Here is an 18,589-nt window from a genome sequence, read left to right as displayed (position 1 = left end):
AAGGAAGAAGGCGGCCGTCATACGCCGTTCTTCACGAACTACCGTCCGCAGTTCTACTTCCGCACGACGGACGTGACGGGCATCGTGACGCTTCCGGAAGGCACGGAAATGGTTATGCCAGGCGACAACGTCACGGTTGCCGTTGAGCTGATCGTTCCGATCGCGATGGAAGAAAAGCTTCGCTTCGCTATCCGCGAAGGCGGCCGTACCGTCGGCGCTGGCATCGTTGCATCCATCGTCGAGTAATCTCAGGATTATTCCTTTATAAGAAGGCCCCGCTGGAAACAGCGGGGCCTTTTTGCATTGGGAGGCAGCAATGGGCTTGGTCATTCTCACAGGGGCGTCTGGCTCCGGCAAGACGGCGATCGCAGAGGCGATTGCGAGGCAGAATGCAATGGGAGTGGCTGTTCATCACTTCGACAGCATTGACGTTCCCTCGACGGATGCCATGATCCGGAATCACGGGTCAGGGGAGGCTTGGCAACGGGGTGCGACCATCGAATGGCTGGCCCGCATCGCGCCGCAGGTGAAAAGCGGATGCGCGGTGCTGTTCGAGGGACAGATGCGGATATCGTTCATCGTGGAAGCCGCTGCAGCCGCTGATATTGGCAGCTACACGCTCCTTCTGATCGATTGCGACGATGAGGCGAGGGCGGACCGGCTGATCGTCGAAAGAGGCCAACCGGAACTCGCGAACAAGGACATGATGAACTGGGCCTCCTATCTCCGCAGCGAGGCCGCTCACCATGGCTGCGAGATCGTGGACACCGGCCGACGCACGCTCGGTCAATCCGTCGCTCTGGTGCTGGAATACCTACGAAAACTCAAACCCTGATGCTCCAGGTTGAAGTCCCTATCTGGTGACTTTGAGGAATTCTCTTGCTCCATTGCGGCGCGGCGAAGGATTTCGGCAACGAAGTCGCTCTTAAGGGGAGTATATCGCTCCCAATCGCCGTTTGCTTCGCTGGCGAGCTTTCTCTTCAATGCTCCGTAACGCTCCGCGGTTCTGGGATGGGAGCGAAGATAATCCCGAAAGAGGAGGCGGTCTCTATGCGCGGGATTTCCGGGCAGGCTGAGATAGAGGCGTGTCCCGTAGGGKGTTTCGTCCTTGGTAAAGGTCCATCGGTCGTCGCCATACGGATCGCCGTGGAAGACATAGCCATTCTGCCTCAGGCGCTCGTCCGCCTTCAGCCTCATGGTTCTGGTGGGCAGGACGGCGTCGATATCGAGCTTCGGTTTCGCGCAAAGTCCCGGAACCGCCGTACTTGCCAATATGCTGGATATCTGCCAAGTGGCCGCACAACGCGGCACTCGCCTCGCATCTGTGCCGGAAGAGGTCGGGCCAGACTGGATCATAGTCGACGATCCTGATTGCCCGCATCCTTCGCCTGCCTCCGGTGCGATTCGTCTTGCATAGTCAGGATAGCCCCCAGTTTTCTCATGAGACAATTGCCCGATGCCGGTGTCTGGTATCTGTCTCTGTTCAAAGGATAATCCTGGGGCAGGGGCTGAAAGCGATCCGGCATGCATTCTCCTGATTCGATTCGCAGTCCAATGAGATGTCGCGCGGCTCGGCGCGAGATTTATGGGGCTGAGCTTCGATTCCGATTTCTGATCTCGTTATGCGAAACGCATCCTGCCCGCTCTTGCAGCGGGTTCGGCCGTGCATCGCAGGGGTGAAGCGCTGTCACGCGAACAGAAGCTGCGGGTTCAATTGGGAAAAAACAAAAAACGCTCTTGCCAATCGTTTCATCCCGCCGTAAAGGGAGCGCCATGTCTTCGAACTGCTTGGGTGGTCAGCCGCTTCAAGCAAATCTTCGAAGGAAGAAGGGGTATAGCTCAGTTGGTAGAGCGGCGGTCTCCAAAACCGCAGGTCGTAGGTTCGAGCCCTGCTGCCCCTGCCATTTTCCAGATTTGACTGGCGCGCCGATATCGCTGCTTCTTGGGTTTGGGACAATGTCGGTTTACCGGCAAATTTTCGAAAACGCTGGATTGCCTCTTGTTAAATTGGGATTCGGTGTTTATGTAGGGGTTCAACAGACACGCGGTGCGTGGGGCTGATATGTTCAGCTTTACGCGCCGTAATTGCGTGGGCAGTCAATGGCATCCAAATCGAATCCACTAGCGTTTCTGCAGCAGGTGCGCTCCGAGACGTCGAAAGTTACTTGGCCCTCACGCCGTGAGACGATGATCTCGACGGTGATGGTTCTTGTTATGGTTATTTTCGCCTCGCTGTTTTTCTTTGCTGCCGACCAGCTCATTGGCTGGATTCTCGGCTACGTGCTGAATACCGGCAACTAATATCGGGTGGAGATGAACATGGCTGCGCGTTGGTACATCGTCCACGCTTATTCAAATTTCGAAAAGAAGGTGGCTGAATCCATCGAAGAGAAAGCTCGGCAAAAAGGCCTTGAGCATCTGTTCGAAAAGATCCTGGTTCCTACTGAAAAGGTTGTCGAAGTTCGTCGTGGCCGCAAGGTCGATAGCGAGCGTAAATTTTTCCCAGGTTATGTGCTGGTTCGCGCCAACCTGACGGATGAGGCTTACCATCTGATCAAGAATACGCCGAAGGTCACCGGCTTTCTTGGTTCGGACAATAAGCCGGTTCCGATTCCGGATTATGAAGCCGAGCGCATTCTTGGTCAGGTCCAGGAAGGTGTCGAACGGCCGAAGGCTTCCGTATCCTTCGAGATCGGCGAGCAGGTTCGCGTTTCCGATGGTCCGTTCGCTTCGTTCAACGGCACGGTTCAGGATGTGGACGAAGAGCGTTCACGCCTGAAGGTTGAGGTGTCGATTTTCGGTCGCGCTACGCCGGTCGAGCTGGAATACAGTCAGGTCGAGAAGGTCTGATCTAGTTTATCCGAGGGGCCTGTTTTGGTCGGCCTCTCGTTTGGGTTTGGATATAAGTAAGTATTGATTTGCTTATGTCTGGCGGCTCAGCCGCAATTCGCGTGGAAGGGTAGGGCCTTAGCCGGGTCTGCTAATCCGAACCACGCAACCGCAGCCGCCGGAGCGATCCGGCATAGTGGGCCGGGCAACCGGTCATGTAGAAAGGCAGAGAGAAATGGCTAAGAAAGTTGCAGGCCAGCTCAAGCTGCAGGTCAAAGCCGGCTCGGCGAATCCGTCGCCGCCGATCGGTCCTGCGCTTGGTCAGCGTGGCATTAACATCATGGAATTCTGCAAGGCGTTCAATGCCGCCACGCAGGAAATGGAAAAGGGTATGCCGATTCCGGTCGTCATCACCTACTACCAGGACAAGTCCTTCACCTTCATCATGAAGCAGCCGCCGGTCAGCTACTTCCTGAAGAAGGAAGCGAAGATTCAGTCCGGCTCGAAGACCCCGGGCAAGGGCGCCAAGGCTGGCACCCTCACCAAGGCTCAGGTGAAGGCTATCGCCGAAGCCAAGATGAAGGATCTGAACGCCGCCGATATCGAAGGCGCAATGGCCATGATCGAGGGCTCTGCCCGCGCGATGGGCCTGGAAGTGGTGGGCTAAGACCATGGTAGCAAAGCGTATTCAGAAGATTCGTGAAGGCGTCGATCCGACCAAGCTTTATGCTCTGGATCTGGCCATCAACATGGTCAAGGAACGTGCCGTCGCCAAGTTCGACGAAACGGTTGAAATCTCGATGAACCTCGGTGTTGACCCGCGTCACGCCGACCAGATGGTTCGCGGCGTCGTCAACCTGCCGAACGGCACCGGCCGTACGGTTCGTGTTGCCGTCTTCGCTCGTGGCGCCAAGGCTGACGAAGCCAAGGCTGCTGGCGCCGATATCGTCGGTGCTGAAGACCTCGTCGAAATCGTTCAGGGCGGCAAGATCGACTTTGATCGTTGCATCGCCACGCCGGACATGATGCCGCTCGTCGGCCGCCTCGGTAAGGTTCTCGGCCCGCGTGGCATGATGCCGAACCCGAAGGTTGGCACCGTTACGATGGACGTCAAGGGTGCTGTTGAAGCTTCCAAGGGCGGCGCTGTCGAGTTCCGTGTCGAGAAGGCTGGTATCATCCACGCCGGTATCGGCAAGGCTTCGTTCGACGCCAAGGCTCTGGAAGAAAACATCCGCGCCTTTGCCGATGCCGTCATCAAGGCAAAGCCGGCTGGCGCCAAGGGCAACTACGTCAAGCGCGTAGCGATCTCCTCGACCATGGGTCCGGGCGTCAAGATCGAGCCGTCGACGGTTACGGCGCCAAGCGCCTAATGATCATGCCGGGCATTATGCCCGGCGTTTAAGAATTCCCGGCCTTTCGGGGCCGGGATTTCCGGAGAAATCCGGAATTCCTGTCCGAGATTGCAGGTGGTTATCCCTTAATCACTCAAGCCTGCATGAGACGGGTAAGACCCGAATTTTGAAGAAGCTTTGCTTCGATGAACTCGGTTCGAGCCTTGGATGCCTTGTGCCTCGGAGCCGTCAGGCTCGAGCGCGAGGGGACAGGATCCTCAAGCGTCGCTTGGGATCTCTTTTGATCCCAGGAGGCAAAAGGCAACCCGGCAGGCCCGTTAACCCGGTCCTGTCAACTGGAGAAAAGCAGTGGAAAGAGCGGAAAAACGCGAATTCGTCACGGAACTGAACGAAGTCTTCAAGGCTTCGGGTTCGGTTGTCGTGGCCCACTATGCTGGTGCTACAGTCGCTCAGATGAACGATTTCCGTTCGAAGATGCGCGCTGCTGGCGGCACCGTCAAAGTCGCGAAGAACCGCCTGGCCAAAATTGCTCTTCAGGGCACGGACGCGGAAGGGATTTCCAATCTCTTCACCGGTCAGACGCTGATTGCATACAGCACTGACCCGATCACCGCTCCGAAGGTCGTCGTGGAATTCGCCAAGGGCAACGACAAGATCGTTGTACTCGGCGGTGCCATGGGAACAACAACGCTCAACGCCGAAGGTGTAAAGTCGCTCGCGACCCTGCCTTCGCTGGACGAGCTGCGCGCGAAGCTGCTGGGCATGATCCAGACTCCGGCTACCCGCATCGCAGGTGTTGTTGCAGCGCCGGCAAGTCAGCTTGCTCGCGTGTTCTCGGCCTACGCCAAGAAGGACGAAGCCGCGTAAGGCGGTTTTTCGCTGTTCATAATCAACCAGTTCGAACCGAACAAAAGGAACTACTAAAATGGCTGATCTCGCAAAGATCGTAGACGACCTCTCCGCGCTGACCGTTCTCGAAGCCGCAGAACTGTCCAAGCTTCTCGAAGAAAAGTGGGGCGTTTCCGCCGCTGCTCCGGTAGCTGTTGCTGCCGTTGCCGGTGGTGCTGGCGCTGCTGCTGCAGTTGAAGAAGAAAAGACCGAGTTCGACGTCATCCTCGCTGATGCCGGCGCGAACAAGATCAACGTCATCAAGGAAGTCCGCGGCATCACCGGCCTCGGCCTCAAGGAAGCCAAGGACCTCGTTGAAGCCGCTCCGAAGGCTGTCAAGGAAGGCGTTTCCAAGGCTGAAGCCGCTGACATCAAGAAGAAGCTCGAAGACGCCGGCGCTAAGGTCGACGTTAAGTAAGCTTGAAACTGCTTTGGGAGGTGGCTTCTTGCCATCTCCCATTTGCCGTTTTTCTGAACGAATTACCCAAAAGCCGCGGGAAAAACGGCTTTTGGGTAATGGGTTCTTCAAGAGGATGGTCTCAAACCGAACCGCGACGCAATCCGGCTGAGCGGTTTTCGGTTAGATAGACGAGATTGAACTACTCATTGATTGATGGGGCCGCCTGGCCAGCGTTTCCCATCCGTTGCAGGCCCGGGTGCAGGATTTTAAAGGAGCGACGATGGCTCAGACCCTTTCGTTCAACGGTCGCAGGCGCGTACGCAAGTTTTTTGGTAAGATTCCCGAAGTCGCAGAGATGCCGAACCTCATCGAGGTTCAGAAGGCATCCTACGATCAGTTTCTCATGGTCGAAGAACCCAAGGGCGGCCGCCCGGACGAAGGTCTTCAGACCGTCTTCAAGTCGGTTTTCCCGATCACCGATTTTTCCGGCGCTTCCATGCTGGAATTTGTTTCCTATGAATTCGAGCCGCCGAAGTTCGACGTCGACGAGTGCCGCCAGCGCGACCTGACCTATGCAGCGCCGCTGAAGGTGACTCTCCGTTTGATCGTGTTCGATATCGACGAGGATACCGGCGCGAAGTCCATCAAGGACATCAAGGAACAGAGCGTTTACATGGGCGACATGCCGCTCATGACGAACAACGGTACGTTCATCGTGAACGGCACCGAGCGCGTTATCGTGTCTCAGATGCACCGTTCGCCGGGCGTCTTCTTCGATCACGACAAGGGCAAGAGCCATTCTTCCGGCAAGCTGCTCTTCGCTGCCCGCGTCATCCCGTATCGCGGCTCGTGGCTCGATATCGAATTCGACGCCAAAGACATCGTCTACGCCCGTATCGACCGTCGCCGTAAGATCCCGGTGACTTCGCTGTTGATGGCGCTCGGCATGGATGGCGAAGAAATTCTGTCGACCTTCTACACGAAGTCGCTCTATGAGCGCTCCGGCGACGGCTGGCGCATCCCGTTCAAGGCCGAAACGCTGAAGGGTGCCAAGACCGTTTCTGACATGATCGACGCCGACACCGGCGAAGTCGTGGTCGAAGGCGGCAAGAAGCTGACCCCGCGTCTGCTGCGTCAGTTGCAGGACAAGGGCCTCAAGGCTCTCAAGGCTACCGACGAAGAACTGTACGGCCTCTTCCTGGCGGAGGACATCGTCAACTTCCAGACCGGTGAGATCTATCTCGAAGCCGGCGATGAAATCGACGAGAAGACTCTGCCTATTATCCTGAAGGCCGGCTTCGACGAAATCCCGGTTCTCGGCATCGACCATATCAACGTCGGCGCCTACATCCGCAACACGCTGTCGGCCGACAAGAACGAGAACCGTCAGGACGCTCTGTTCGACATCTACCGCGTCATGCGTCCCGGTGAACCGCCGACCATGGAATCGGCCGAAGCCATGTTCAACTCGCTGTTCTTCGATGCGGAGCGTTACGACCTCTCCGCCGTCGGCCGCGTGAAGATGAACATGCGTCTCGACCTCGACGTCGAAGACACCGTCCGCATCCTGCGTAAGGACGACATCCTGGCCGTGGTCAAGATGCTTGTCGAACTGCGTGACGGCAAGGGCGAGATCGACGACATCGACAACCTCGGCAACCGCCGTGTTCGTTCGGTCGGCGAATTGATGGAGAACCAGTATCGTCTGGGTCTGCTGCGCATGGAGCGTGCGATTAAGGAACGCATGTCCTCGATCGAAATCGATACGGTCATGCCGCAGGATCTGATCAACGCCAAGCCGGCTGCTGCTGCTGTCCGCGAATTCTTCGGCTCCTCGCAGCTGTCGCAATTCATGGACCAGGTGAACCCGCTTTCGGAAATCACCCACAAGCGTCGTCTTTCGGCTCTCGGCCCGGGCGGTCTGACCCGCGAGCGCGCTGGCTTCGAAGTCCGCGACGTTCATCCAACGCACTACGGTCGTATTTGCCCGATCGAAACGCCGGAAGGTCCGAACATCGGCCTCATCAACTCGCTGGCGACCTTTGCCCGCGTCAACAAGTACGGCTTCATCGAAAGCCCTTATCGCCGCATTATTGACGGTAAGGTGACCAACGACGTGCTCTACCTCTCCGCCATGGAAGAGGCGAAGTACTACGTTGCTCAGGCCAATGCCGAGCTCGACGCGGACGGCTCCTTCATCGAAGAGTTCGTCGTTTGCCGTCATGCCGGCGAAGTCATGCTCGCTCCGCGCGACAACATCAACCTGATGGACGTCTCGCCGAAACAGCTGGTTTCGGTTGCTGCCGCTCTGATCCCGTTCCTGGAAAACGACGACGCCAACCGCGCTCTCATGGGCTCGAACATGCAGCGTCAGGCCGTGCCGCTTCTGCGTGCCGAAGCTCCGTTCGTCGGTACCGGCATGGAGCCGGTCGTCGCGCGTGACTCCGGTGCTGCTATCGGCGCCCGCCGCGGCGGCGTGGTCGACCAGGTCGACGCGACGCGTATCGTTATCCGCGCCACCGAAGACCTCGATCCGTCGAAGTCCGGCGTTGATATCTACCGCCTGATGAAGTTCCAGCGTTCGAACCAGAACACCTGCGTCAACCAGCGCCCGCTGGTCACCGTTGGTGACGTGGTCAACAAGGGCGACATCCTGGCAGACGGTCCGTCGACTGACCTCGGCGATCTGGCTCTCGGCCGCAACGTGCTCGTCGCGTTCATGCCTTGGAACGGCTACAACTACGAAGACTCGATCCTGCTTTCCGAGCGTATCGTCGCCGACGACGTGTTCACCTCCATCCACATCGAAGAATTCGAAGTGATGGCGCGCGACACCAAGCTCGGTCCGGAAGAAATCACCCGCGACATTCCGAACGTTTCGGAAGAAGCGCTGAAGAACCTGGACGAAGCCGGCATCGTTTACATCGGCGCCGAAGTTCAGCCGGGCGATATCCTCGTCGGCAAGATCACGCCGAAGGGCGAAAGCCCGATGACGCCGGAAGAAAAGCTCCTGCGCGCCATCTTCGGTGAAAAGGCATCGGACGTTCGCGATACCTCCATGCGCATGCCGCCCGGCACCTACGGTACGGTCGTCGAAGTTCGCGTCTTCAACCGCCACGGCGTTGAGAAGGACGAACGCGCCATGGCGATCGAGCGCGAAGAGATCGAGCGTCTTGCGAAGGACCGCGATGACGAGCAGGCGATCCTCGACCGAAACGTCTACGGCCGTCTGGTCGAGATGCTGCGCGGTCAGGTTGCTCTTGCTGGTCCGAAGGGCTTCAAGAAGGGCACGGAACTGTCGAACGCTGTCGTTTCGGAGTATCCGCGTTCGCAGTGGTGGATGTTCGCCGTAGAGGACGAAAAGGTCCAGGGCGAGCTGGAAGCTCTGCGCGGCCAGTACGACGAATCCAAGTCGCGCCTCGAACAGCGCTTCATGGACAAGGTCGAAAAGGTCCAGCGCGGCGACGAAATGCCTCCGGGCGTCATGAAGATGGTCAAGGTCTTCGTCGCTGTTAAGCGCAAGATCCAGCCGGGCGACAAGATGGCAGGCCGTCACGGGAACAAGGGCGTGGTCTCGCGCATCGTTCCGGTTGAGGACATGCCGTTCCTCGAAGACGGTACGCATGTCGATATCGTGCTGAACCCGCTCGGCGTGCCCTCGCGCATGAACGTCGGTCAGATTCTCGAAACGCACCTTGGTTGGGCTTGCGCCGGTATGGGTCGTCAGATCGGCGAGCTGATCGAAGCCTACAAGGCGAGCGGCAACATCGAGCCTCTGCGCAAGACGATCGACCTGGTCGTCGGCGACGGCCCGAAGAGCGACGACGTGCACGAGTATGACGATGCGTCGGTCCTGCGTCTGGCCGACCAGTGGAAGCGTGGTGTGTCCATCGCGACCCCGGTCTTCGACGGTGCCGGCGAAGCGGATGTTAACGAGATGCTGGCAATGGCAGGTCTCAAGCAGACCGGTCAGTCGACGCTGTACGACGGTCGTACCGGCGAGCAGTTCGACCGCCAGGTCACGGTTGGCTACATCTACATGCTGAAGCTGAACCACCTTGTCGACGACAAGATCCACGCCCGTTCGATCGGTCCGTACTCGCTCGTCACCCAGCAGCCGCTGGGCGGTAAGGCGCAGTTCGGCGGTCAGCGCTTCGGCGAAATGGAAGTCTGGGCGCTTGAAGCTTACGGTGCAGCCTACACGCTGCAGGAAATGCTCACGGTCAAGTCGGACGACGTGGCCGGCCGTACGAAGGTCTACGAAGCCATCGTTCGTGGCGACGATACTTTCGAAGCGGGCATTCCGGAAAGCTTCAACGTTCTCGTCAAGGAAATGCGCTCGCTGGGCCTCAGCGTCGAACTGGAAAATTCCAAGGTCGACGATCTGCAGACGGCAAGCCAGCTTTCAGACGCGGCTGAGTAACAATCGATAGGGTGCGCGCTGTTCGGCAGCGCGCACCGTTCCAGCCGGTGCCCGGTTTCGGGTAGCGCCAGGCAGGGACGGTTTCGCCGCATTTTGCGGTTATTGTCGTTTTAGTGCGTCAGTCCGGTTCCCGGGAATTTGCCGGCACTGATTGCAGTTCGAGGGCGCTTCGCCCCAAAAGGAGATAGGCATGAACCAAGAGGTCATGAATCTTTTCAACCCGCAGGTGCCTGCACAGAATTTCGATTCCATCCGGATATCGATCGCATCGCCGGAGAAGATTCTTTCCTGGTCTTATGGCGAGATCAAGAAGCCGGAAACGATCAACTATCGTACGTTCAAGCCGGAACGCGATGGTCTTTTCTGCGCACGCATCTTCGGACCGATCAAGGACTACGAGTGCCTGTGCGGCAAGTACAAGCGCATGAAGTACAAGGGCATCATCTGCGAAAAGTGTGGCGTTGAAGTCACGCTGTCGCGCGTTCGCCGTGAGCGCATGGGCCATATCGAGCTTGCCGCTCCCGTTGCCCATATCTGGTTCCTGAAGTCGCTGCCATCGCGCATTTCGACGTTGCTCGATATGACGCTGAAGGATGTAGAGCGCGTTCTCTACTTCGAAAACTACATCGTCACCGAGCCGGGTCTGACTGCTCTGAAGGAGCATCAGCTGCTCTCTGAAGAAGAGTACATGCTTGCTGTCGACGAGTATGGCGAAGACCAGTTCACCGCCATGATCGGCGCCGAAGCGATCTACGAGATGCTGGCCAGCATGAACCTCGAAAAGATCGCTGGCGACCTGCGCTCCGAGCTTGCCGACACCACGTCGGATCTCAAGCAGAAGAAGCTGATGAAGCGCCTGAAGATCGTCGAGAACTTCATGGAATCCGGCAACCGCCCGGAATGGATGATCATGAAGGTCGTCCCGGTCATCCCGCCGGACCTGCGCCCGCTGGTCCCGCTCGATGGCGGCCGTTTCGCGACGTCGGATCTGAACGATCTGTACCGCCGCGTCATCAACCGTAACAACCGTCTGAAGCGCCTCATCGAACTGCGCGCTCCGGGCATCATCATCCGCAACGAAAAGCGCATGCTGCAGGAATCTGTCGATGCGCTGTTCGATAACGGCCGCCGTGGCCGCGTCATCACCGGCGCCAATAAGCGTCCGCTGAAGTCGCTGTCCGACATGCTCAAGGGTAAGCAGGGCCGCTTCCGTCAGAACCTGCTCGGCAAGCGCGTCGACTATTCCGGCCGTTCGGTCATCGTGACCGGTCCGGAACTGAAGCTGCACCAGTGCGGCCTGCCGAAGAAGATGGCGCTCGAACTGTTCAAGCCGTTCATCTACGCCCGCCTCGACGCGAAGGGTTATTCCTCGACCGTCAAGCAGGCCAAGAAGCTGGTCGAAAAGGAAAAGCCGGAAGTCTGGGATATCCTCGACGAGGTCATCCGCGAGCATCCGGTTCTGTTGAACCGCGCACCGACGCTGCACCGCCTGGGCATCCAGGCCTTCGAACCCATGCTGGTCGAAGGCAAGGCAATCCAGCTGCACCCGCTGGTCTGCACGGCCTTCAACGCCGACTTCGACGGCGACCAGATGGCCGTTCACGTGCCGCTCTCGCTGGAAGCCCAGCTTGAAGCCCGCGTGCTGATGATGTCGACCAACAACATCCTGCACCCGGCAAACGGCGCGCCGATCATCGTTCCCTCGCAGGACATGGTTCTCGGCCTGTACTACCTGTCGATCCTGAACCAGAACGAGCCGGGCGAAGGCATGGCCTTCTCCGACCTTGGCGAGCTGCATCACGCGCTCGAAAACAAGGTCGTCACGCTGCATTCGAAGATCCGCGGCCGCTTCAAGTCGGTCGACGAAGAAGGCAAGCCCTATTCGAAGATCTACGAAACCACGCCTGGCCGTCTGCTCATCGGCGAACTGCTGCCGAAGCATGGCAAGGTGACCTTCGACATCTGCAACCAGGAAATGACCAAGAAGAACATCTCCAAGATGATCGACACGGTCTACCGCCATTGCGGCCAGAAGGACACGGTCATTTTCTGCGACCGCATCATGCAGCTCGGCTTTGCCCATGCCTGCCGCGCCGGCATTTCGTTCGGCAAGGACGACATGGTCATTCCGGACACCAAGGTTAAGATCGTTGGCGATACCGAAGCCCTGGTGAAGGAATACGAACAGCAGTACAACGACGGTCTGATCACTCAGGGCGAGAAGTACAACAAGGTTGTCGACGCCTGGGGCAAGGCTACGGAAAAGGTCGCCGAAGAAATGATGGCCCGTATTAAGGCCGTCGAATTCGACGAGAAGACCGGTCGCCAGAAGCCGATGAACTCGATCTACATGATGAGCCACTCGGGTGCTCGTGGTTCTCCGAACCAGATGCGTCAGCTGGGCGGCATGCGCGGCCTCATGGCCAAGCCGTCGGGCGAAATCATCGAGACGCCGATCATCTCGAACTTCAAGGAAGGTCTGACCGTTAACGAGTACTTCAACTCGACGCACGGTGCCCGTAAGGGTCTGGCAGACACCGCCTTGAAGACGGCAAACTCCGGTTACCTGACCCGCCGTCTCGTCGACGTCGCTCAGGACTGCATCGTCACGCACGTCGATTGCGGTACCGACAAGGGCCTCACCATGACCGCCATCGTCGATGCCGGTCAGGTCGTTGCTTCGCTCGGCGCCCGCATCCTCGGCCGTACGGCGCTTGACGATATCGACCATCCGGTCACGGGTGAGCGCATCGTCGATGCCGGCAAGATGATCCTCGAGCCGGATGTCATCGAGATCGAAAAGGCTGGTATCCAGTCGATCCGCATCCGTTCGGCACTGACTTGCGAAATCCAGACCGGCGTCTGCGGTGTCTGCTACGGTCGCGACCTTGCTCGCGGTACGCCTGTCAACCTCGGTGAAGCTGTCGGCGTTATCGCCGCGCAGTCGATCGGTGAGCCGGGCACGCAGCTGACCATGCGTACCTTCCACTTGGGCGGCACGGCGACCGTGGTCGACCAGTCGTTCCTGGAAGCTTCCTACGAAGGTACGGTTCAGATCAAGAACCGCAACATGCTGCGCAACTCCGATGGCAACCTGGTTGCCATGGGCCGCAACATGACCGTCCAGATCCTGGACGAACGTGGCGTCGAACGCTCTTCGCAGCGCGTTGCTTACGGCTCGAAGCTGTATGTCGACGAAGGCGACAAGGTGAAGCGCGGTCAGCGTCTGGCGGAGTGGGATCCGTACACCCGTCCGATGATGACGGAAGTGGCCGGTACGGTTCACTTCGAAGACGTCGTCGACGGCCTTTCGGTTCTCGAAGCGACCGACGAGTCCACCGGCATCACCAAGCGTCAGGTTATCGACTGGCGCTCGACGCCGCGCGGCTCCGACCTGAAGCCGGCGATCGTCATCAAGGACGCCAGCGGCAATGTCGCGAAGCTGTCACGTGGTGGCGAAGCCCGCTTCCTGCTCTCGGTCGACGCGATCCTGTCGGTCGAGCCGGGCACGAAGGTGTCGCAGGGTGACGTTCTCGCTCGTTCACCGCTGGAAAGCGCCAAGACCAAGGACATCACCGGTGGTCTGCCGCGCGTTGCCGAATTGTTCGAAGCTCGTCGTCCGAAGGACCACGCCATCATCGCAGAGATCGATGGTACGATCCGCCTCGGCCGCGACTACAAGAACAAGCGCCGCGTCATCATCGAGCCGGCGGAAGACGGTGTCGAGCCGGTCGAATACCTGATCCCGAAGGGCAAGCCCTTCCACCTTCAGGAAGGCGACTATATCGAGAAGGGTGATTACATCCTTGACGGTAACCCGGCTCCGCACGACATCCTGGCGATCAAGGGCGTGGAGGCTCTGGCTTCCTACCTGGTCAACGAAATCCAGGAAGTCTACCGCTTGCAGGGCGTTGTCATTAACGACAAGCACATCGAAGTGATTGTCCGTCAGATGCTGCAGAAGGTGGAAATCACCGATGCGGGCGACAGCCAGTACATCGTCGGCGACAACGTCGACCGTATCGAGCTGGACGATGCCAACGATGCGCTGATCGAAGAAGGCAAGAAGCCAGCTTACGGCGATCCGGTGCTGCTCGGCATCACCAAGGCCTCGCTGCAGACGCCGTCGTTCATCTCGGCCGCTTCCTTCCAGGAAACGACCAAGGTGCTCACGGAAGCTGCGATCGCCGGCAAGACCGATGGTCTGCAGGGCCTGAAGGAAAACGTCATCGTCGGCCGTCTGATTCCGGCCGGTACCGGCGGTACCATGACGCAGATCCGCCGTATCGCTACGGCTCGCGACGAACTCATCCTCGAAGAGCGTCGCAAGGGCACGGGTGCAGCCGTCGCAACGCCGATGCTGCAGGATATGGCCAGTGAGACTGTTCCGGTCGCTGAATAAGCGGTTTTGGACATAGAAAATCAAAAACCGCCCGGAGCGATCCGGGCGGTTTCTTTTTGTCTAAAGCTCTTACGTGAAAGGTGAGGGCGGTCTGGTGGTCGCCTTGCCGCGATGCCGCTTGCGCTCAGCGGAAGCGGATGATCGCGACTTCGCCCTCGAGCGCGCCCTGGTAGGCGGAGGCATGGGGCTCTTCGTCCGGGATATCCGTCAGTAGGCCGATCTGGTCGAGGTCGGCCTCGATGAAGCCTTCCTCGGCGAGCGCGTTGAGCGCCTCGCGCACGGCCGTATCATCATCCGGCGCCTTCAACATGACATGAAGATCGATGCCTTCGCCGCCATCGGTTTCATAGCCTTTGCCGATGATGATGAAGACCATGGGGCCATCGGAATTGTTGTCGTTGTCTGGCGCAGTAATCATGAGTCTTCCTTCGGGAGTATCGAATCGACCCGGCGATTCCTTGGCTTCGCCCGGGTCATCGGATGGAATTGCCTTTCGGTGATTCCTTATAGGCATTTTGGCGAAATACCAAAGTCCATCTTGCCGAAGGGACGGCATTTCCCTATTGAAAGCGCCAAATGGCTGGTTTTCCCGGGCTTCCGGGCCTTTGTGACAAAGATAATTTCTTAACCGGCCTTGACGAACCGGCGTGAAACCAGTAGTACCGCCGCCATCGGAACCTATGTGAGGCATGGTCGTTCGGGGCGACGCGCCCTGAAGTTCACCTCAAACAAGGTTCTAAAACGCACGTTGAAGACACGAATGCTGCACGCAAGACGCCACTCTAGGTGTCCTCTGCTTTTTTGTGGTCCATCTGCGAAAGCGGATCGGGCCACGTTTTGCGCATTGAGACGATCGTGTGTCGTTGCCGGTGACGGCGATAGTCATGCCCGCAAGGGTGTCGAGATAGATTTACAAGGGATGGTTGAATGCCTACCGTAAACCAGCTGATCCGCAAGCCTCGCCAGGCGCAGGTAAAGCGTAATAAGGTTCCCGCTCTCCAGGAGAACCCGCAGAAGCGCGGCGTTTGCACCCGCGTCTACACGACCACGCCGAAGAAGCCGAACTCGGCTCTGCGTAAGGTCGCAAAGATCCGTCTGACCAACGGCTTCGAAGTCATTGGTTACATTCCCGGCGAAGGTCATAACCTTCAGGAACACTCCGTCGTCATGATCCGCGGCGGCCGCGTAAAGGACCTTCCGGGTGTCCGTTATCACATCATCCGCGGCGTTCTCGATACCCAGGGTGTCAAGAACCGCAAGCAGCGCCGTTCGAAGTACGGTGCGAAGCGTCCGAAGTAATTCGGTTTCAAATAATCCGGCGCTGCGCGAGGTTCTCCGCGTGGTGAGGCGCCGCTAACAGTTGAGAGACGAGAAGTACATGTCTAGACGTCATAAGGCAGAAAAGCGCGAGATCAATCCGGACCCGAAGTTCGGCGATCTGGTCGTCACCAAGTTCATGAATGCTATCATGCTCGACGGCAAGAAGTCCGTCGCTGAAAGCATCGTATACGGCGCATTCGACGCCGTGCAGGGCAAGGCAAAGCAGGAGCCGCTCGGCGTGTTCCATCAGGCTTTGGATAACATCGCTCCGCACGTTGAAGTTCGTTCGCGTCGCGTTGGTGGTGCTACGTACCAGGTTCCAGTTGATGTTCGTCCGGAGCGCCGTCAGGCTCTCGCCATTCGTTGGCTGATCACTGCTGCCCGTAAGCGTAACGAAACGACCATGGTCGATCGCCTCAGCGGCGAGCTTCTCGATGCCTCCAACAACCGCGGCGCTGCCGTTAAGAAGCGCGAAGACACGCACAAGATGGCTGATGCCAACCGTGCGTTCTCGCATTATCGCTGGTAATCCCGAACGGTTTCGGAAAGGCAGTCCATTATGGCTCGCGAATATAAAATCGAAGACTACCGCAATTTCGGTATCATGGCGCACATCGACGCCGGCAAGACCACGACCACCGAGCGTATTCTTTACTACACCGGCAAGTCGCACAAGATCGGCGAAGTGCACGACGGCGCAGCCACGATGGACTGGATGGAACAGGAGCAGGAGCGTGGCATCACGATCACCTCCGCTGCTACGACCACCTTCTGGAAGGGCCGCGACGGCAAGACCCGCCGCTTCAACATCATCGACACTCCCGGCCACGTTGACTTCACCATCGAAGTCGAACGTTCGCTGCGCGTTCTCGACGGTGCCATCGCTCTGCTTGACGCCAACGCCGGCGTAGAGCCGCAGACGGAAACCGTCTGGCGTCAGGCTGAGAAGTATCATGTTCCGCGCATGATCTTCTGCAACAAGATGGACAAGACCGGCGCTGACTTCTATCGCTCGGTTGAGATGATCAAAACTCGCCTTGGCGCCACCGCCGTCGTCATGCAGCTGCCGATCGGCGCTGAAAGCGACTTCAAGGGCGTTATCGACCTGATCGAGATGAACGCTCTCATCTGGCGCGACGAATCGCTCGGCGCTCAGTGGGACGTCGTCGAAATTCCGGAAGACATGAAGGCAAAGGCTGCCGAATATCGCGAAAAGCTGATCGAGACCGTTGTCGAGATCGACGAAGCCGCGACCGAAGCCTACCTCGAAGGCAACCTGCCTGACAACGATCAGATCCGTGCGCTCGTCCGTCGCGGCACGATCGACGTCAAGTTCCATCCGATGTTCTGCGGTACCGCCTTCAAGAACAAGGGTGTTCAGCCGCTGCTCGACGCCGTTGTCGATTACCTGCCGTCGCCGCTCGACATCCCGGCGATCAAGGGCATCGATTTCAAGACCGACGCCGAGATCGAACGTCACGCTGACGACAGCGAGCCGTTGTCCATGCTGGCATTCAAGATCATGAACGACCCCTTCGTCGGTTCGCTCACCTTCGCCCGTATCTATTCCGGCAAGCTCGAAAAGGGCGCATCGGTCATCAACACGGTCAAGGACAAGCGCGAGCGTGTCGGCCGTATGCTGCAGATGCACTCGAACTCCCGTGAAGATATCGAAGAAGCCTTCGCTGGCGACATCGTTGCTCTGGCCGGCCTCAAGGAAACCACCACTGGCGATACGCTCTGCGATCCGCTGAAGCCGGTTATCCTCGAGCGCATGGAATTCCCCGAGCCGGTCATCCAGATCGCGATCGAGCCGAAGACCAAGGGCGACCAGGAAAAGATGGGCCTCGCGCTCAACCGCCTGGCTGCAGAAGATCCGTCCTTCCGCGTCAAGACGGACCAGGAATCGGGCCAGACCATCATCGCCGGCATGGGTGAACTTCACCTCGACATCATCGTCGACCGTATGCGTCGTGAATTCAAGGTTGAAGCAAGCGTCGGCGCGCCGCAGGTTGCTTACCGCGAAACCATCACACGTCAGACGGAAAAGGACTACACCCACAAGAAGCAGTCCGGCGGTACCGGTCAGTTCGCTCGCGTCAAGATCGTGTTCGAACCGAACCCGGAAGGCGACGACTTCAAGTTCGAGTCCAAGATTGTCGGCGGTTCTGTTCCGAAGGAATACATTCCGGGCGTTCAGAAGGGTATCGAAAGCGTTCTGTCTTCGGGCCCGCTGGCTGGCTTCCCGATGCTCGGCGTCAAGGCGACGCTCATCGACGGTGCCTTCCACGATGTTGACTCGTCGGTTCTGGCCTTCGAAATCGCTTCCCGCGCTTGCTTCCGTGAAGCAGCTCGCGAAGCCGGTGCTCAGCTCCTCGAGCCGATGATGAAGGTCGAAGTCGTAACGCCGGAAGACTACGTCGGCGACGTCATCGGCGACTTGAACTCGCGTCGTGGCCAGATCCAGGGCCAGGAAAGCCGTGGTATCGCTGTTGTCATCAACGCGAACGTCCCGCTGGCAAACATGTTCAAGTACGTCGACAACCTGCGTTCGATGTCTCAGGGTCGTGCACAGTACACGATGACCTTCGATCATTACGCGCCGGTTCCGTCGAACGTCGCACAGGAAATCCAGGCAAAGTATTCCGGTCAGAAGTGACCGGAATACCAATTGACCGATAACAAGAATTGATCCCTTCGGGGACAGGAAGAATGGAGAGCCGAAAATGGCAAAGAGTAAGTTTGAGCGCAATAAGCCGCACGTCAACATTGGTACGATTGGGCACGTTGACCACGGCAAGACGTCATTGACGGCAGCGATCACGAAGTACTTCGGCGAGTTCAAGGCGTACGACCAGATCGACGCTGCTCCGGAAGAGAAGGCTCGTGGTATCACGATCTCGACGGCGCACGTTGAGTATGAGACGCCGAACCGTCACTACGCTCACGTCGATTGCCCCGGCCACGCTGACTCT

Annotated in this window: 14 protein-coding genes, 1 tRNA gene and 2 pseudogenes; 15 read left to right on the top strand and 2 right to left on the bottom strand. The window is 58.4% G+C overall.

Going from position 1 to position 18,589, the window contains the following annotated elements:
• Nucleotides 1-246 (top strand): annotated as a pseudogene (gene tuf / locus QD461_RS34865) (elongation factor Tu); the annotation flags it as partial.
• Between the two features lie 70 nt (nt 247-316).
• Nucleotides 317-835: a hypothetical protein gene (locus QD461_RS34860; protein WP_414091447.1), complete on the top strand. Its 519-nt coding sequence runs from the start codon at nt 317-319 to the stop codon at nt 833-835.
• Here the strand turns inward: QD461_RS34860 and QD461_RS34855 are convergent.
• Nucleotides 787-1,381, bottom strand: a pseudogene (locus tag QD461_RS34855) (GrpB family protein). The gene QD461_RS34860 and the pseudogene QD461_RS34855 sit on opposite strands and share 49 nt — an antisense overlap.
• Before the next feature lie 447 nt (nt 1,382-1,828).
• Here QD461_RS34855 and QD461_RS34850 point away from each other — a divergent pair.
• From QD461_RS34850 to rpoC, 9 genes are all read left to right on the top strand, one after another.
• Nucleotides 1,829-1,904, top strand: a tRNA-Trp gene (locus QD461_RS34850).
• 196 nt (nt 1,905-2,100) lie between these two features.
• On the top strand, nt 2,101-2,301 hold the full coding sequence (gene secE, locus QD461_RS34845; protein ID WP_092856366.1) for a preprotein translocase subunit SecE: 201 nt from the start codon (nt 2,101-2,103) through the stop codon (nt 2,299-2,301).
• Nucleotides 2,302-2,319: 18 nt separating this feature from the next.
• On the top strand, nt 2,320-2,850 hold the full coding sequence (nusG, locus tag QD461_RS34840; protein ID WP_004123460.1) for a transcription termination/antitermination protein NusG: 531 nt from the start codon (nt 2,320-2,322) through the stop codon (nt 2,848-2,850).
• Between the two features lie 214 nt (nt 2,851-3,064).
• Complete coding sequence (gene rplK, locus QD461_RS34835) at nt 3,065-3,496, top strand: 50S ribosomal protein L11 (RefSeq protein WP_015339591.1); 432 nt, start codon at nt 3,065-3,067, stop codon at nt 3,494-3,496.
• Between the two features lie 4 nt (nt 3,497-3,500).
• Complete coding sequence (gene rplA / locus QD461_RS34830; RefSeq protein ID WP_184701924.1) at nt 3,501-4,199, top strand: 50S ribosomal protein L1; 699 nt, start codon at nt 3,501-3,503, stop codon at nt 4,197-4,199.
• 330 nt (nt 4,200-4,529) lie between these two features.
• Nucleotides 4,530-5,048 carry a 50S ribosomal protein L10 gene (gene rplJ, locus QD461_RS34825; protein ID WP_184701926.1) on the top strand — a complete coding sequence of 173 codons (519 nt, stop codon included), beginning with the start codon at nt 4,530-4,532 and terminating at the stop codon, nt 5,046-5,048.
• Nucleotides 5,049-5,106: 58 nt separating this feature from the next.
• The gene (gene rplL / locus QD461_RS34820) at nt 5,107-5,487 is read left to right on the top strand and encodes a 50S ribosomal protein L7/L12 (RefSeq protein WP_184701928.1); all 381 of its coding nucleotides are present in this window, start codon (nt 5,107-5,109) and stop codon (nt 5,485-5,487) included.
• A gap of 262 nt (nt 5,488-5,749) precedes the next feature.
• The gene (gene rpoB, locus QD461_RS34815; RefSeq protein ID WP_414091446.1) at nt 5,750-9,892 is read left to right on the top strand and encodes a DNA-directed RNA polymerase subunit beta; all 4,143 of its coding nucleotides are present in this window, start codon (nt 5,750-5,752) and stop codon (nt 9,890-9,892) included.
• A gap of 190 nt (nt 9,893-10,082) precedes the next feature.
• A complete protein-coding gene (rpoC, locus tag QD461_RS34810) occupies nt 10,083-14,294 on the top strand; it encodes a DNA-directed RNA polymerase subunit beta' (RefSeq protein ID WP_414091445.1) in 4,212 nt (1,403 codons plus the stop codon).
• 124 nt (nt 14,295-14,418) lie between these two features.
• Here rpoC and QD461_RS34805 read toward each other — a convergent pair whose 3' ends face one another.
• Nucleotides 14,419-14,712, bottom strand: a complete 294-nt coding sequence (locus tag QD461_RS34805; protein WP_004123433.1) for a hypothetical protein — start codon at nt 14,710-14,712, stop codon at nt 14,419-14,421.
• Between the two features lie 509 nt (nt 14,713-15,221).
• On the opposite strand from QD461_RS34805, the gene rpsL reads away from it, so the two are divergent.
• From rpsL to QD461_RS34785, 4 genes are all read left to right on the top strand, one after another.
• Complete coding sequence (gene rpsL / locus QD461_RS34800) at nt 15,222-15,593, top strand: 30S ribosomal protein S12 (protein ID WP_003507760.1); 372 nt, start codon at nt 15,222-15,224, stop codon at nt 15,591-15,593.
• 79 nt (nt 15,594-15,672) lie between these two features.
• Nucleotides 15,673-16,143, top strand: coding sequence for a 30S ribosomal protein S7 (gene rpsG / locus QD461_RS34795; RefSeq protein ID WP_037153812.1), 471 nt, complete (start codon nt 15,673-15,675; stop codon nt 16,141-16,143).
• Between the two features lie 30 nt (nt 16,144-16,173).
• Entirely contained in the window at nt 16,174-18,273 is a 2,100-nt protein-coding gene (gene fusA, locus QD461_RS34790; RefSeq protein ID WP_400746761.1) for an elongation factor G, read from the top strand.
• Nucleotides 18,274-18,340: 67 nt separating this feature from the next.
• Nucleotides 18,341-18,589: GTP-binding protein (locus QD461_RS34785; protein WP_414091444.1), on the top strand; the 249-nt coding region annotated here is incomplete at its 3' end.

Origin of the sequence: Rhizobium sp. BR 314 (genome assembly GCF_047445805.1) — a bacterium.
Classification (GTDB): domain Bacteria; phylum Pseudomonadota; class Alphaproteobacteria; order Rhizobiales; family Rhizobiaceae; genus Rhizobium; species Rhizobium lusitanum_B.
The sequence above is the reverse complement of the archived record's forward strand: the minus strand, read 5'-3'. Positions and strand labels throughout refer to the sequence as shown.